The sequence below is a fragment of the Mesorhizobium wenxiniae genome (assembly GCF_002284535.1).
Classification (GTDB): Bacteria; Pseudomonadota; Alphaproteobacteria; order Rhizobiales; family Rhizobiaceae; genus Mesorhizobium; species Mesorhizobium wenxiniae.
Genome location: NZ_NPKH01000037.1, coordinates 226,014 through 241,849, shown reverse-complemented (window position 1 = coordinate 241,849; position 15,836 = coordinate 226,014). Strand labels below are relative to the sequence as shown.

The 15,836-nt window shown below is 63.2% G+C and carries 14 protein-coding genes; 10 read left to right on the top strand and 4 right to left on the bottom strand.

The window, feature by feature from the left end; all coding sequences use genetic code 11:
* Nucleotides 1–62 precede the first annotated feature (62 nt).
* On the top strand, nt 63–1,787 hold the full coding sequence (gene ilvD, locus CIT31_RS29765) for a dihydroxy-acid dehydratase (protein ID WP_095521448.1): 1,725 nt from the start codon (nt 63–65) through the stop codon (nt 1,785–1,787).
* Nucleotides 1,774–2,610 (top strand): tetratricopeptide repeat protein, encoded by an 837-nt coding sequence (locus tag CIT31_RS29760; RefSeq protein ID WP_029353183.1) that lies wholly within the window; start codon nt 1,774–1,776, stop codon nt 2,608–2,610. The genes ilvD and CIT31_RS29760 overlap by 14 nt, the downstream gene beginning before the upstream one ends.
* Nucleotides 2,611–2,694: 84 nt before the next feature.
* On the opposite strand, the gene CIT31_RS29755 is transcribed toward CIT31_RS29760, so the two are convergent.
* The 4 genes from CIT31_RS29755 to erpA all read right to left on the bottom strand — a co-directional run bounded on the left by CIT31_RS29755 (nt 2,695) and on the right by erpA (nt 4,636).
* Nucleotides 2,695–2,985 (bottom strand): hypothetical protein, encoded by a 291-nt coding sequence (locus CIT31_RS29755; RefSeq protein WP_095521532.1) that lies wholly within the window; start codon nt 2,983–2,985, stop codon nt 2,695–2,697.
* Nucleotides 2,986–3,082: 97 nt separating this feature from the next.
* A complete protein-coding gene (gene xth / locus CIT31_RS29750) occupies nt 3,083–3,877 on the bottom strand; it encodes an exodeoxyribonuclease III (RefSeq protein ID WP_095521447.1) in 795 nt (264 codons plus the stop codon).
* Nucleotides 3,874–4,287, bottom strand: a complete 414-nt coding sequence (locus CIT31_RS29745; RefSeq protein WP_095521446.1) for a VOC family protein — start codon at nt 4,285–4,287, stop codon at nt 3,874–3,876. The genes xth and CIT31_RS29745 overlap by 4 nt, the downstream gene beginning before the upstream one ends.
* A gap of 1 nt (nt 4,288) precedes the next feature.
* On the bottom strand, nt 4,289–4,636 hold the full coding sequence (gene erpA, locus CIT31_RS29740; protein WP_095521445.1) for an iron-sulfur cluster insertion protein ErpA: 348 nt from the start codon (nt 4,634–4,636) through the stop codon (nt 4,289–4,291).
* A 73-nt stretch (nt 4,637–4,709) separates the two neighbouring features.
* On the opposite strand from erpA, the gene CIT31_RS29735 reads away from it, so the two are divergent.
* From CIT31_RS29735 to tatB, 8 genes are all read left to right on the top strand, one after another.
* Complete coding sequence (locus tag CIT31_RS29735; protein ID WP_095521531.1) at nt 4,710–5,924, top strand: deoxyguanosinetriphosphate triphosphohydrolase; 1,215 nt, start codon at nt 4,710–4,712, stop codon at nt 5,922–5,924.
* A 74-nt stretch (nt 5,925–5,998) separates the two neighbouring features.
* Nucleotides 5,999–7,756 (top strand): arginine--tRNA ligase, encoded by a 1,758-nt coding sequence (gene argS, locus CIT31_RS29730; protein WP_095521444.1) that lies wholly within the window; start codon nt 5,999–6,001, stop codon nt 7,754–7,756.
* 103 nt (nt 7,757–7,859) lie between these two features.
* Complete coding sequence (locus CIT31_RS29725; RefSeq protein ID WP_245316513.1) at nt 7,860–11,825, top strand: SPOR domain-containing protein; 3,966 nt, start codon at nt 7,860–7,862, stop codon at nt 11,823–11,825.
* Nucleotides 11,826–11,981: 156 nt separating this feature from the next.
* Entirely contained in the window at nt 11,982–13,001 is a 1,020-nt protein-coding gene (gene nagZ, locus CIT31_RS29720; protein WP_095521443.1) for a beta-N-acetylhexosaminidase, read from the top strand.
* 127 nt (nt 13,002–13,128) lie between these two features.
* Nucleotides 13,129–13,929, top strand: a complete 801-nt coding sequence (locus CIT31_RS29715; protein ID WP_065007808.1) for a segregation and condensation protein A — start codon at nt 13,129–13,131, stop codon at nt 13,927–13,929.
* Nucleotides 13,926–14,705 carry an SMC-Scp complex subunit ScpB gene (scpB, locus tag CIT31_RS29710; RefSeq protein WP_029353166.1) on the top strand — a complete coding sequence of 260 codons (780 nt, stop codon included), beginning with the start codon at nt 13,926–13,928 and terminating at the stop codon, nt 14,703–14,705. Before CIT31_RS29715 ends, scpB begins: the two co-directional genes overlap by 4 nt.
* Before the next feature lie 180 nt (nt 14,706–14,885).
* Nucleotides 14,886–15,107 carry a twin-arginine translocase TatA/TatE family subunit gene (locus CIT31_RS29705; protein WP_029353164.1) on the top strand — a complete coding sequence of 74 codons (222 nt, stop codon included), beginning with the start codon at nt 14,886–14,888 and terminating at the stop codon, nt 15,105–15,107.
* A gap of 28 nt (nt 15,108–15,135) precedes the next feature.
* Complete coding sequence (tatB, locus tag CIT31_RS29700; RefSeq protein ID WP_095521442.1) at nt 15,136–15,828, top strand: Sec-independent protein translocase protein TatB; 693 nt, start codon at nt 15,136–15,138, stop codon at nt 15,826–15,828.
* Nucleotides 15,829–15,836: the final 8 nt, after the last annotated feature.

Sequence of the window (15,836 nt, the reverse complement as noted above, 5' to 3'; positions counted from 1 at the left end):
GAACACGTGCCCAAAGAGGCTCGGCAATGGGGCAGGTCGCACCGCCCGCGGCAAGGAAGAGTATGAACGCCAGAGTCATCTCCAAGGCCAAGCTGCCCAGCCGCTATGTGACCGTCGGTCCGGCGCGCGCGCCGCACCGCTCCTATCTCTATGCGATGGGATTGTCGGCGGCCGAGATCGCGCAGCCGCTGGTCGGTGTAGCGAGCTGCTGGAACGAGGCGGCACCGTGCAACATCTCGCTGATGCGCCAGGCGCAGGTGGTCAAGAAGGGCGTCGCCGCGGCGAACGGCACGCCGCGCGAATTCTGCACCATCACCGTCACGGACGGCATCGCCATGGGCCACCAGGGCATGAAATCGTCACTGGTGTCGCGCGAGGTCATAGCCGATTCGGTCGAACTCACCATGCGCGGCCATTGCTACGATGCGCTGGTCGGCCTTGCCGGTTGCGACAAGTCGCTGCCCGGCATGATGATGGCCATGGTGCGGCTCAACGTGCCGTCGATCTTCATCTATGGCGGCTCGATACTGCCCGGTTCCTACAAGGGCCGGCAGATCACCGTGCAGGATGTGTTCGAGGCCGTCGGCCAGCACTCGGTCGGCACGATCGGCGACGCCGAGCTCCTCGAAATCGAACAAGCCGCTTGTCCGTCGGCCGGCTCTTGCGGCGCCCAGTTCACCGCCAACACCATGGCCACCGTCGCCGAGGCCATCGGTCTGGCGCTGCCATATTCCTGCGGGGCACCGGCGCCCTACGAGATGCGCGACCGCTTCAACTTCGCCTCCGGCGAAAAGATCATGGAGCTGATCGCAAAGAATATCCGCCCGCGCGACATCGTCACGCTGAAGGCGCTGGAGAATGCGGCGACCGTGGTCTCGGCCACCGGCGGCTCGACCAACGCAGCGCTGCATTTGCCGGCGATCGCGCATGAGGCCGGGATAAAGTTCGACCTCTTCGATGTAGCCAGGATCTTCGAGAAGACGCCCTACATCGCCGACCTGAAGCCGGGCGGCAAATATGTCGCCAAGGACATGTTCGAGGCCGGCGGCATTCCGCTCTTGATGAAGACGTTGCTCGACCACGGCTATCTGCACGGCGACTGCCTGACGGTGACCGGCCGCACTTTAGCCGAAAATATGGAGCACGTAGCCTGGAATGATAGCCAGGATGTGGTCCGTCCCGCCAACCGACCAATCACCCAAACGGGTGGCGTCGTGGGCTTGAAGGGAAACCTTGCCCCCGAAGGCGCGATCGTGAAGGTCGCGGGCATGTCGGAGCTGAAATTCTCTGGTCCGGCGCGCTGTTTCGATTCGGAAGAGGAATGTTTCGAGGCGGTTACGGATCGCAGCTACAGCGAAGGCGAGGTCCTCGTCATCCGCTACGAGGGTCCGCGCGGCGGTCCGGGCATGCGCGAAATGCTATCGACGACGGCGGCGCTCTATGGCCAGGGCATGGGCGGCAAGGTGGCTCTCATCACCGACGGACGTTTTTCGGGTGCGACACGCGGCTTCTGCATCGGCCATGTCGGGCCGGAAGCCGCCGTGGGTGGTCCGATCGGGCTGCTCAGGGATGGCGATTTGATCTCGATCGACGCGGTGAACGGCACGATCGAGGTGGCGCTGTCCGACACCGAACTGGCGGCTAGGGCAAAGGCCTGGAAGGCCCGCGCGACCGACTATCAGTCGGGCGCGATCTGGAAATATGCACAAACGGTGGGGCCTGCCCGCGACGGCGCGGTCACCCATCCCGGTGGTGCGAAAGAAACACATTGTTATGCGGATATCTGAGTTGCTGAGGTTGTCTGTCTTTTCGGCACTGGTCGCTATCGCCACTTTTGGCGCGACCTTGGGCGCCGCGGGCCAGGCCATGGCCTTCGACGACAAGGTGTTCGACGACAAGACCGGCGTGAAGCCGCAGTCCAGCCCGTGGGCGGTGTTTCAGTTCGGCTTCTCCGCCTACAAGAACGGCCGCAAGGAACAGGCCGCGGAGGCCTACAAATACGCGGCCGAAAACGGCCAGATCGGCGCCACCTGGAAGCTTGCGCGCATGTATGCCGAGGGTGACGGCGTGGAGCGCGACGACTACGCGGCGTTCAAGTTCTTCAGCGAGATTGCCGACCAGGACGTGGAGCCCGGTTCGCCGGAAGAGAGCTATGTGTCGGACGCGCTCGTGGCGCTCGGCGACTATTTGAGAAAGGGCATCCCCGGCAGCCCCATCACAGAGAACGAGGTGGCGGCCCAGGAATATTACATGCGCGCCGCCGCCAATTACCGCAACCCGAATGCCCAGTTCGAGATGGGCCAGATCTTCCTGAATGGCAAGGGCGGCGTCAAGGCCAGCATCAAGCAGGCCGGACGCTGGTTCCAACTCGCCGCGGAAAAGGGCCATGCCGGCGCGCAGGCAACGCTCGGCCATCTGCTTTTCCAGAGCGGTAAGATCGTTCGGGGGCTGGCGATGATGACCGCGGCGCTCGAACGGGCCTCACCTTCCGACCAGCCATGGATACGCGGCATGCAGGAAGAGGCGTTTGCCGCCGCGGGCGAGGCCGACCGCCGCACCGCGATTTCGCTGGCCGACGACATCCTCACCAAGGGCGGCGGCGACCAGTAGCCAAGAAGCCGGTAGCCACGAAGCCGATAGTGAGAAAGGCAATAAGTCGGAGGACTGGCTACTTCGAAAAATCAAGTCGGAAGATCAGTTCTCGGTGGGTTCCGTCGGAACGAGACCGGACTCAGGTGTTGAAATTGGCGTGGCCGACGGCGCCAGCGTCGTTCGCGGGCATTCGTCCCGAATCTTTGTCCATGACGTGTTGTTGAGCACCATATCGCAGCGGGCGAGATGGCTCCGGCCGGACAGCGTCAGACAGGCGACCTGGCCGATCTGGAATGATTTCCCGTTGGCCAGGCATTCAGGATCGGCAAACGCCGGCGTCGCCGCGAGGGCGAGCGCGGCGGCACATGGGCAAAGCGCAAATCTGATCGTCATCTTGAACCCCGGCCGAACCCGGATTGCAGCGGAAACCCCGATTGTGGCGATATGACGGTCCATCAACCGGGAATCCGGCGGTCCGAGCCCGAAATGATCAGATTGGCGCGAAAGCCAGTTCGACGGCCACCGGCACATGGTCGGAGGGTTTTTCCCAAGCGCGCACATGCTTTTCGATCGAGACCGAGGAAAAGCGGTTGGCGGCTTCGGGCGAGAGCAGCAAGTGATCGATGCGGATGCCGTTGTTCTTCTGCCAGGCGCCGGCCTGATAATCCCAGAAAGTAAAGATGTCCGGCGCGTCGGTGACCGCGCGCACCGCTTCGGTGAAGCCGAGATTCTTCAGCCGGCGGAACGCCTGCCTCGTCTGCGGCTGGAATAGCGCGTCGCTCAGCCAGTTCTCCGGGAATTTCGCGTCGATGTATTCGGGGATGACATTGTAATCCCCGGCCAGCACCAGCGCCTCTTCGAGCATGAGCCGTTCCTCGGCCCAGCGCTCCAGCCGCGCCATCCAGGAAAGCTTGTAGGAGAACTTCTTCTCGTCATTGATCGGGTTGCCGTTCGGCAAGTAGAGCGAGGCAACGCGCAACGCGCCTTTGTCGGTCGAGAACACGCCCTCGATGAAACGCGCCTGCTCGTCGGTGTCGTCACCCGGCAAGCCTCTGATGACCTCGTCGAAGCGCAGCTTCGACAGGATGGCGACGCCGTTAAAACCTTTTTGGCCATATATTTCAACGTTGTAGCCGAGCGCCTCGATCTCCGCGCGCGGAAACTGCTCGTCGACAGTCTTGATCTCCTGCAGGCAGGCGATATCAGGCGCGCTTTCCGTCAGCCAATGGGTCAAATTGCCCATGCGGGCCCGAACGCCGTTGATATTCCAGGTGACGATTTTCATGACGGCCTCACTGATGTTTCGGGCTGTTCCGGCGGATGACGTTCGACGAGGCCGATCGTATTGCCTGCCGGGTCCTTTAGGAAGGCCATCCATTCGCTTTCCCCCGCCGGCCCGAACAGGCCCTCGGTGTCGCGATGGACGAGCATCGGCGGCGCGGTGAAGGGGACACCGGCGGCTTTTGCCGAGGCGTAGAAATCGTCGAGGCCCGATATGTCGAGATAGACGGTGCCGGCCGGCAGGCCATCGGTGAACAGCAGCCGCACGTCGCCGGCCATGATGAAGGCGATGCCCGGCGGATCGAAGCGCACGTGCACCGTCATGCCAAGCACGTCGTGCCAGAACGCCAGCGTTGCATCGAGATCGCGCCCGGCTGAAAGCGCGACCTGACGGACCGCGCCGATGGCAGGCATTCTAAATACTGAAGCTGGTGCCGCAGCCGCACGAGGCGACCGCATTCGGGTTCCTGATCTGGAACGACTGGCCCATCAAGTCGTCAACGAAATCGATCACCGAGCCATCCATATAGACCAGCGAGAGGTCGTCGATCAGTACGGTTGCGCCGTCTTTCTCGATGGCGACGTCGTCATCGTTGCGCGTTTCGACCAGGTCGAACTTATAGGAAAAGCCGGAGCAGCCGCCGCCCTCGACCGAAACGCGCAGCGCCGTCTTGCCGGCTTCGCCAGATACAATCTTTGCGATCCGCCTGGCTGCGGCGTCGGTCATCTCGACTTTTATGGCGGTCTTGGCATCAGCGCCCATGGGCGTCACCTTGCTTTCGGTTTCACATGATAGGTATGAAGCGCGAGGGGGCAAGTCAACTGCGGCAGCGGCGATGACAAACGAGTTGGGCGACATCGGATTTGGTTATCGGCCGCGCGCGGCCTATGCCTGCGATCCGGCGAAGTCGCGCGGGCGGCTGTTCGACGAGGTGGAGAGCCCGACCCGCACGCCATTCCAGCGCGACCGCGACCGCATCATCCATTCGACGGCATTCCGCCGGCTGAAGCACAAGACGCAGGTCTTCGTCGCGCATGAGGGCGATCATTACCGCACCCGGCTGACGCATTCGATCGAGGTGGCGCAGATAGCGCGTGCCCTGGCGCGGGCGCTGCGCGGCGACGAGGACCTGGCCGAGGCGGTGGCGCTGGTGCACGATTTCGGCCACACGCCCTTCGGCCATACCGGCGAGGACGCGCTGAACGAGAAAATGGTCGCCTGGGGCGGCTTCGATCACAACGCGCAATCGCTGCGCGTGGTGACGCGGCTGGAGAGCCGCTATGCCGAGTTCGACGGGCTCAACCTCACCTGGGAAACGCTGGAGGGCCTGGTAAAACACAACGGACCGCTGACTGACGCCAGCGGAAAGGGTCTGAAGGGGCCGGTGCCGCAGGCGATCCGCGACTATTCGGAGCTGCACGACCTCGAACTCGACCGCTTCGCCGGCATCGAGGCGCAGTGCGCAGCGATCGCCGACGACATCGCCTACAACACCCATGACATCGACGACGGCCTGAGATCCGGCTTCCTGACGCTGGGCATGCTGGAAAAGGTCTCGCTGCCCGGCTCGATCCTCGAAGGCGTGCGCCAGCGCTATCCGGCGCTGGACGATGTGAGGACAGGGCACGAACTGATGCGACGGCAGATCACGATGATGGTCGAGGATGTGATCGTTTCCACCACCGCCAATCTGGCCCGCATCAAGCCGGACAGCGCCGACGCGGTAAGGGCGGCAGGCGAGACGATGGTGACCTTTTCAGCCGAAATGGCCGCGTTCGAAAAGGAATTGAAAGCCTTTCTCTACAAGCATCTCTACCGGCACAGCGAGGTCATGCGCGTGCGTAACGAGGCCGAGCAGATCGTCAACGACCTGTTCGAGGTCTATTTCGCCGATCCGCGCGCCATGCCCGACGGCTGGCGCGAAGGGCTGGACCGGGCCGACGATCGCATCAAGGCGCGCAGCGTCGCCGATTTCCTGGCGGGCATGACGGATACCTACGCTTTGAAAGAACACCGCCGTTTGTTTGACCATACGCCTGAATTAAGCTAGGCCGAGCTCGATTTTGCCGGCCAATAAGCCGGATCCCTGCAAAGCCGCCAGAGCCACACCCCAGAGCTACACCAATGAACATCTTCGCCGATTTCAACGCGCGAATCACCAGAGCTGTCGAAGCGCTTGATTTAAAAGACAAAGACGGCGGTTCGCTGGACTTGTCGCGCATCGCCGTCGAGCCGCCGCGCGACGCCAGCCATGGCGACCTGGCGACCAATGCGGCAATGGTGCTGGCCAAGCCGACCGGCCAGCCCCCACGCGCACTGGCTGAAAGGCTGGCGCAGGCGCTGCGCGCCGACATCGACATCGCCGCTGCGGACGTTGCCGGTCCAGGCTTCGTCAATCTCAGGCTCAAGGACGCGTTCTGGCAGTTGCATCTGACTGTGCTGCTCGGCGAAGGCCGCGATTACGGCCGCTCGACGGTCGGCGGCGGCAAGAAAGCCAATGTCGAATATGTCTCGGCTAACCCTACCGGACCGATGCATGTCGGCCATTGCCGTGGCGCCGTGGTGGGTGATGCGCTCGCCAATCTGATGGCCTTCGCCGGTTATGACGTGACCAAGGAATATGTCATCAACGATGCTGGTTCGCAGATCGACGTGCTCGGCCGCTCGGTCATGCTGCGTTACCGCGAGGCGCTCGGCGACGACATCGGCGAGATTCCGGCCGGGCTCTATCCGGGCGACTATCTGGTGCCGGTCGGCCAGGCGCTGGCCAGCGAATTCGACCGCTCCCTGCTGCAGATGTCCGACGAGGAAGCGCTTGCCATCGTCAAGGACAGGACGATCGATGCGATGATGGCCATGATCCGCGAGGATCTGGCGCTGCTCAATGTGCATCACGACGTCTTTTTCTCGGAGCGCACGCTGCACGCCGACAACGCCCGGAAAATCCGTTCCGCCATCAACGACCTGACGCTCAAGGGCCATATCTACAAGGGCAAGCTGCCGCCGCCCAAGGGCGAGAAGCCGGACGACTGGGAGGATCGCGAGCAGACGCTGTTCCGCTCGACTGCGGTCGGCGACGACATGGACCGGGCGCTGGTCAAGTCGGACGGCACCTTCACCTATTTTGCCGCGGACGTCGCCTATTTGAAGGACAAGGTCGATCGCGGTTTCGTCGAGCTGATCTATGTGCTCGGCGCCGATCATGGCGGCTATGTGAAGCGCCTGGAAGCGCTCGCCCGGGCGATTTCCGGCGACGAGGTGAAGCTTACCGTGTTGCTTTGCCAGTTGGTGAGGCTTTTTCGCGAGGGCGAACCGGTGCGCATGTCGAAGCGGTCGGGCGATTTTGTGACGCTGCGCGAAGTGGTGGAGGAGGTCGGCCGCGATCCGATCCGCTTTATGATGCTCTACCGCAAGAACGATGCGCCGCTCGATTTCGACTTCGCCAAGGTGACCGAGCAGTCGAAGGACAATCCGGTGTTCTACGTGCAGTACGCCTCGGCGCGCTGCCATTCGGTGTTCCGGCAGGCGAGCGAACAGTTGGGCGAGGCCAATTTCGACCGCAATCGGCTGGCCGCCGCCACCGCTTCGCTGACCGACGAAGCCGAGATCGGCCTGATCAGGAAGCTTGCCGAATATCCGCGGCTGATTGAATCCGCGGCACTTGCGCTCGAGCCGCACCGGCTGGCATTCTACCTCTACGATCTCGCCTCCAGCTTCCACGGACATTGGAACCGCGGGACCGAGAATCCGGACTTACGTTTTGTTAAGGTTAACGACCGACAATTGACGCATGCCAGACTAGGGCTGGTGCAGGCTGTTTCGGACGTTTTGACGTCCGGCCTGATGCTGATCGGGGCCGATGCGCCCACCGAGATGCGTTAGGTTTGACTAAAAAACCTGTCACCTTTTGCCCACATTGCGCTGGTAAGGGCCAACCCTGCGCGACGTCCATGGCGTCCGAATGAGTGCGAGTTCGGGAACAATAATGGCAGACAGAACCCAGCTGAGAGCAGCCGCCCAAAACGATATCGCCGACGATGATCCGTTCGCGGAACTGACCAGGATCATGGGGTTCGACCCGCGCCAGCCGGTCAAGCCGCAGGCCCAGCCGAAGGCGGCCCCACCCAGCCAGCCGGCGGACGAGGGCGATTTCGACATCGATCTCGAGAAGGAGTTGATGGGCGAATTCGGCGCCGACGACAACGACGGCGCAACCGAGATTCGCGAGCCGGCTTTCGAACCGGCTGCCACCGACGCCGTGGACGACGAGCTTGCCGCGTCGCTCGAACAGGATTTCCTGCTGGACGATGATGCGACGGACGAAACCGCCCATGCCGTTGCTGCCGACGACGCCCGTTCTGGTGTTGCCGAAGCATCCGCGCCAGCTGTTGAAGCTGCGTTCGATGACGATTTCGACGATGCGCTTGCCAGTTCGCTCGAAGACGTGTCGCCTTTCGAAGACGATTTGGCAGGGAACGACAAGCTCGGGAACGACGAGCTTGCCGCGTCGCTCGAACAGGATTTACTGCTGGACGACGATGCGACGGACGAATCCGCCCATGCCGTTGCTGCCGACGACTCGCGTTCTGGTGTTGCCGAAGCATCCGCGCCGGCTGTTGAAGCTGCGTTCGATGACGATTTCGACGATGCGCTTGCCAGTTCGCTCGAAGATGTGTCGCCATTCGAAGACGATTTGCCAATAAACGACAAGCTTGGGAACGACAAGCTTGGGAACGGCGAGCTTGCCGCGTCGCTCGAACAGGATTTACTGGTCGACGACGAGGCGACGGGCGAGTCCGAACAGAATACTGCCGCCATCGATGCATCCGCGCCGGCCGCCGAACCCGCCTTCGATGATGAATTCGACAACGCAGTCGCAAGCTCGCTCGAAGACGAGCTGATGCTCGACGAGCAGGTGCCGATGGAGCAGGTTGCCGAAGCCGCCGAAATCTCCGCGCCGGCTGCCGACCCCGCCTTCGACGATGAATTCGACAATGCGGTCGCAAGCTCGCTCGAAGACGAGCTGATGCTTGGAGAACACGTGCCGATGGAGCAGGCTGCCGAACCCGCCGACGTTTCCGCGCCGGCCGCCGAACCCGCCTTCGACGACGAATTCGACAATGCCGTCGCAAGCTCGCTCGAAGACGAGTTGATGCTCGACGAACATGGGCCGATGGAGCAGGCCGCTGTTGGAGCTCCTGCTGCGCCTGTTCGGGCTGTTTCGGACGAGTCCGATGAGGACTTTGCCGGCCATTTCGACAATGTCATGGTCGATGTCGACATGGATTTCGACGTTCGCACGGCTGAACCGGTCGAAATTGACGAGCCAGAAATTGACGAATCGGAGGCTATCGTCGCCAAGCACGAACCTTCCGCCGAGACCCCGGAAGATGCGTTCGACGCCGATTTTGACCTGAGCTTCGAGGACGCGCTTGCCGAGGAAGCCGAAAAGCCGGTTCCGCAGGCCTCCGGCGTTGCTGCCCAACCGACGGCGCCGGCCGCCGGAGTCCAGTCGGCGGCGCCAGCCCCCATCGCTGACGAGCGGAGCCTCGAAGACGAGCTGAACGCGCTGTTGGGCACCATGCGCACACGAGCTTCCCCCGTGGCGGCCTCCGCGGCCAACGAACCCGCTATGGTTCGGCACCCTGTAGCCGCGACTGAAAAGGTCGCCGTCAAATCAGCGAAGCCCGTCGAAGAACTGGACTGGAGCCTCGACGAGCAAGACCTTTTGGGGTCGCCGGATAGTAGCGCGGTTCACGCCGCCGACGACGCCGATCTCGATAGCGTTCTCCTCGATGAGCTCGAGGGCCAGGATTTCAGCGCTGAAGATGCCGCCGGGCAGGCCGATGTCGATTTCGACGATGACGCATTGCATACCGCGTTCGCCAAGGACATCGGTCTGGATCATGGCGACGGCGATGACGTTGCGGCCGCCGCTTCCCAGCAGGATCCGGCTGATGCGCTCAGCTGGATGGCGGCACCCTCCGCCCCGCCGACGCCGGCCCGTTCGTGGAGCCGCGTAACGCCGGTCGCACAGTCGCAGCCTGCCTTTGCAGCCCAGCCGACGACTTCGGCGAAGACCACGGAAGCGACACCGCCAATGGCTACGGCACCGTCCTATCAGGATGAGCCGGCCGAAGACGGCGCCGCCGATGCGGCATCTGCGCCGGCGCAAAGCGAACAGTCTTCGGCGTATGACGAGATGCCCGATGTCGAGACGGTCGATGTGCCCGAGCGCGTGGTCGCGCTGGCGGACGACCTCGATATTCCGGACCTCGACTTCAATGACGACGAACCGGCGGCGCCTGCCTATGACGATCTCGACACCGAGTTCGCCAGCCTTCTCACGGAAATGAATGCCGTAGACGTCGCTGCCGCTCCGGCGCGCAGCGCGGCCTATGACGACGAATCCTACAATGCCGGATTTGAGTCAGGGGCCGGATTTCAGTCAACGGCCGGGTTCCAGTCAGCGGCCGGGTTCCAGTCAGGCTATGAGCCCGACCGCGTTGAAACGCGCACCTATGCGGCGAGACCCGCACAAGCGTCTGTCAGTGCATCTTATGCCGATGCCGCCAGCGGCTTCGATCTGGGCGACTTGCCCAACGGCCGGCCGGCTTCGCAGGCCGACGACTTTGGCTTGGACGAACTCGACTACGACCCCGAACTGGATGAGGCCATGTCAGTTCCCGGCTTGGCTGAGCACGATGCTGCGAGGCCGCGGAGCCGCGGCCTGCTGGTCGCCGCGGTCGTCGGCGCCGTGGCGCTCGCGGGCGGTCTCGGCGCCTTCGCGCTGTCTTTCGGCGGCACCGGCGGCACCGATGCGCCGGTCATCGTCAAGGCGGACAACGCACCGATCAAGGTCAGGCCGGAAAATCCGGGCGGCACCGTCGTGCCGAACCAGGACAATAAGGTCTATGACGCCGTGGCCAAGGGTGGCGCAAAGCCTGCGGAACCGGTCCAGGAAAAACTGGTCACCAACACTGAAGAGCCGGTGGACGTGGCGGCCAAGGAGCCGCCGCAGAGCCGTGTGGTCGATCTTTCGCCCGACGATATCGACACGGCTGAAGCCGCCGATGCGATCGGCAATGCCGAATCCGCCCCCGCTGAAGGAGCCAATGCGATCCGCGGCACGCAAGCGGCCGGAAATGCCGACGTCGCCGCCGTGCCGGCATCCAAATCCGAGGATCGTATCGCCCAGGTTCTGCAAGAGGCCGACCAGGGCATCGACCCCGACCTCGTCGCGGTTGCGCCGCGCAAGGTGAGAACCATGGTCGTCAAACCCGATGGCTCGCTGGTTGCGCGCGAGGATCCGGCGCCTGCGGCACCGCAGATCGCTGCCTTCGAGCCTGTCGATCCGGCGCCGCAGCATGTGGCCCCGACGGGTCAGGCCGACGACGCAGAACAACAGACCGGTACGGTACCGCCTGTTGCCGACCAGGCAAGTGACGACCTACTGGGTGGCGACCCAGTGGGCGGCGACCAGACCGAAGCCGCCAAGCCGGAAACAGCCAAGCCGGAAATAGTCAATCCGACGGCCGCGCCGGCAGCCGCGCCTGAGGCTGAGGCCCAAACCGCCCAGCCTGCCAATACGCCGGCCTCGGTTCCGGTGGCGCCGCAGCGTCCGTCCGACCAGCCGGTCGACGTCGTCGGCGAGGTCAAGCCCGACCAGGTTGCGTCCATCAATCCCGCGGCGGGCTCGACCGGCGGTGGTTCATGGTCGATGCAGATTGCCTCGCAGCCGACCGTCGAAAGCGCCCAGTCGACCTATCAGGATCTGCAGCGCCGATATGGCAGCGTGCTTTCCGGCCATACCGCCAACATCGTCAAGGCCGAGATCGCCGGCAAGGGAACGTTCTATCGCGTCCGCGTCCCGGCGAAGTCGCGCAACGATGCGATCAACCTGTGCACCAGCTACAAGGCTGCCGGCGGCAACTGCTTCGTGTCGCGCTAGCCATTTCAAGTCTCCCGCCCTTGGGCGGAAAGAACCGGCGCGGTCACGAACCGCGCCGGTTTTTTGTGGAAGGGAGTTCTTTGTGTGGAAGGGGTCCTGGCCGCATGTGGTTCGATGCGATTCCCTTTGTCCGCGTGAAGCTCTAAACTCCTGCCCATGACCGAATCAAAATCCATGATCCTCGGCTGCGCCGGGAAATCGCTCACACGCGAAGAAATCAATTTCTATCGCAATGAATGCCCGTGGGGATTCATCCTGTTTGCGCGCAACATCGGCGAGACCGAGCAGATCCGCGATCTGGTCGCCGCGATGCGCGACTGTATCGAGCGCCCGGACGCCCCGGTGTTCATCGACCAGGAAGGCGGCCGGGTGCAGCGCCTGCGCCCGCCGTTGGCGCCGAATTATCCGGCCGGTGGCGCGCTCGGGGCCCTGTGGCGCAACGACCACGACGCCGGCAACCGCGCCGCCTGGCTGATGGCACGGCTGCATGCCTTCGACCTGCTGCGCTACGGCATCACGGCGGATTGCCTGCCGGTGCTCGACGTTCCGATCGAGGGCGCCAGCGACGTCATCGGCGCGCGCGCCTATGGCAAGGAGCCTCGCTCCGTCATCGAACTGGGTCGCGCAGCGGCGGAGGGCCTGATGTCGGGCGGCGTGCTGCCGGTGATGAAGCATATTCCCGGGCATGGACGGGCCTTTGCCGACACGCATTTCGAACTGCCGACCGTCGATGCCTCGATGAGCGACTTGCAGCGGCATGATTTCGCCCCGTTCAGGGAGCTCAATCATTTGCCGATGGCGATGACGGCGCATGTCGTCTACAGCGCGATCGACCCGAAGAACCCGGCCACGACATCCGGCAAGGTCATCGATGAGATCATCCGCGGCGAAATCGGCTTCGACGGGCTGCTGATCAGCGACGACACCTCGATGAAGGCACTTTCTGGGGATTTCCCGACAAAGGCGGCCGCGATCCTTGCGGCGGGCTGCGATCTCGTCCTTCACTGCAATGGCGTTTTCGAGGAGATGGCCGGCATTGCGTCCCGCACAACGGGGCTTGAAGGCACGTCGCTGCAACGCGCGCAACGGGCGCTGACCTATATCAAGAACCGCGATTGGGCTGATGAAGCCGAGATACGCGCCGAATTCGCCACCTATTTCGATGCGGTGGCCTAGACCATGATCCCGAAAAATGGGAGCCGGTTGTTCGGAACAGATCATGGCCAAACAAGAAGATAGAACCAAAGGAAAGCAACAGGAAGTGGCGGAAACATTGGACAACAAGGCCGGCAAGGCCGCACCGATGGACCGTCTGTGGGCCGAGAACGACGATTCGCGGCTGACCAGCGATCCCGCGCTGGTCGTCGATGTCGACGGTTTTGAGGGCCCGCTCGATCTTCTGCTGCATCTTGCCCGCAACCAGAAGGTCGATCTGTCGCGCATCTCGATCTTGGCGCTGGCCGAGCAATATCTGGCCTTCGTCGAGAAGGTGAGGGCGCTCAGGCTGGAGCTTGCCGCCGACTATCTGGTGATGGCGGCGTGGCTGGCGTTTCTCAAGTCGAAGCTTTTGATCCCCAAGCAACCCGGCGACGACGGCGAAAGCGGCGAGGAGTTGGCGGCCGTGCTGCAATTCCGGTTAAAGCGGCTGGAAGCGATGCGCGACGCGGCGGCACGCCTGGTCAACCGCAACCGGCTCGGACGCGACGTGTTCGCCCGCGGCATGCCGGAAATGATCATCGTCGAGAAACGCAACGCCTATTCGGCCTCGCTCTACGATCTCCTGACCGCCTATGCGGCGCAACGCCAGAAGCAGGCCATCACTAATGTGACGATCGCCAGGCGCGGTGTGTGGTCGCTCAAGGATGCGCGCGATATCCTCAACAGGCTGATCGGCTCGCTTGCCGACTGGACGGCGCTGGACAGCTTCCTGGTCGAATATCTGACTGGCCCGGACGAGCGGCGTACCGCGATTGCCAGTTCGTTTGCGGCGACGCTGGAACTGGTGCGCGAAGGCAAAGTGGAAATGCGGCAGGACGAGGTGTTCGCGCCGCTCTATCTGCGCGGCCGTGCGCAAGGCATCAGGGCAGTCGAGGTGGCATCATGAGTGAACGCGCCAACGCTTCGGTCATTCCTTTCAACGTCGACGACGAGACCGAAGAGGGCGTGCTCGCCGGGGCACCGGCAGAAAGCCAGGCCCAGAACTTGTCCCAGAATCCTGGCGAGCGGCTGCATATGGCGGAAGCCGTGCGCATGGCCGAGGCGATCGTCTTTGCCAGCGCCGAGCCGGTCAGCGAAAAGCAGCTTGCCGCACGCCTGCCTGACGGCATCAGCATCGCCGCGGCGATGGCCGAACTGCAGCAGATCTATGCGCGGCGCGGCGTCAATCTGGTGCGCGTCGGCGATGCCTGGGCGTTCCGCACCGCCGGCGATCTCGCGTTCCTGATGAGCCGCGACACGGTCCAGCAGAGGAAGCTTTCCCGCGCGGCGCTCGAAGTGCTGGCGATCATCGCCTATCACCAGCCGGTGACGCGCGCCGAGATCGAGGATATCAGAGGCGTCGAGACCTCGAAGGGCACGCTGGACACGCTGATGGAGACCGAATGGGTGAAGATGCGCGGCCGGCGCCGCACGCCCGGCCGCCCCGTCACCTACGGCACCACCGACATCTTCCTCGACCACTTCGCTCTGGAGGAGATCCGCGACCTTCCCGGCATGGAGGAATTGAAGGGCGCAGGGCTGCTTTCGGGCCGCATGCCGTCGAATTTTACCATTCCGCTGCCACCGGCCGATCCGGATGCGCTGACCGACGACGAGGATCCGCTAACCGACATCGACCTTGAGGAACTCGGCTTGTTGACGCCGCGCGTCGAGGAAGATTGACCGCAAACGACGTGCCGAAAGCCGCTGGTATTTCGCGGCTGCGCCGATTGGTAGCGGGCTATGGCGCCGAAAGTGCGTGACTTCGGCCACTGATTTATAAAACTCTGTCGCGGTTGTGTTTGAATCCCGACACGAAAGCGCATAGATCATCGTCAGAGAAAACTTTCGAGAGAGATTGTTATGGGTTCATTTTCGATTTGGCACTGGCTGATCGTGCTGGTGATCGTGCTGCTGGTGTTCGGCCGCGGCAAGATTCCCGAGCTGATGGGTGACATGGCCAAGGGTATCAAGAGCTTCAAGAAGGGCATGGCCGACGACGAGGTTGCCGAGGACAAGCGCACCGTTGAACACCGTGCTGACGAAACCGTTTCGGCAGTGAAGGAAAAGGCCAGCAAGAGCTGAGCCCAAACTTTAGTCGGAACGCATCGCCATGTTCGACATCGGCTGGACCGAGATGCTGGTGATCGCGATCGTCATGATCGTGGTCGTCGGGCCCAAGGATTTGCCAAAGATGCTGCGCACATTCGGCCGCACGACGGCGAAGATGCGCGGCATGGCAGCCGACTTCCAGAAACAGTTCAACGACGCGCTGAAGGAGGCCGAGCTTGACGACGTCAAGAAGTCGGTCGATTCACTCAGAAGCCTCAACCCGGCCGCCGAGATCAGGAAACAGCTCAACCCGTTCGAGCAGGCGGCAGCCGATGTCCGTTCAGGCGTCGACGCGGTGATGAAGCCGAAGCCAGCAGTCGACCCGGCCACGCCAGCTGCTTCGACGCCGCAGGATACCGAGCTGAAGAATGGCGCGACGGTGCTGCCGGGCGTCAACGCCCCGGAAGCGGCGCCGGCGGCGCCGACCTTCCCGGCGATGACCGATGAGTCGGTGGTGACACCGCCTGTCGCAACGGCGACGCCGGCTGCACCTCAAAAGGCAGCGGCAGCGAAGAAGAAGGCCGCGCCAGCGAAAGCGATGCCGGCCTCCAAGGCCGCAGCGACGCCAGCGGCAGCAGCGGCAAAACCTGCCGCGATAAAGACCGCAGCTAAAAAGGCCGAGCCGAAGCCTGCACCGGCAGCGGTGAAGAAGCCGACTGCAGCCGCCAAAAAGACGGCGGGAGCCGCCAAGTGAGCATTTCG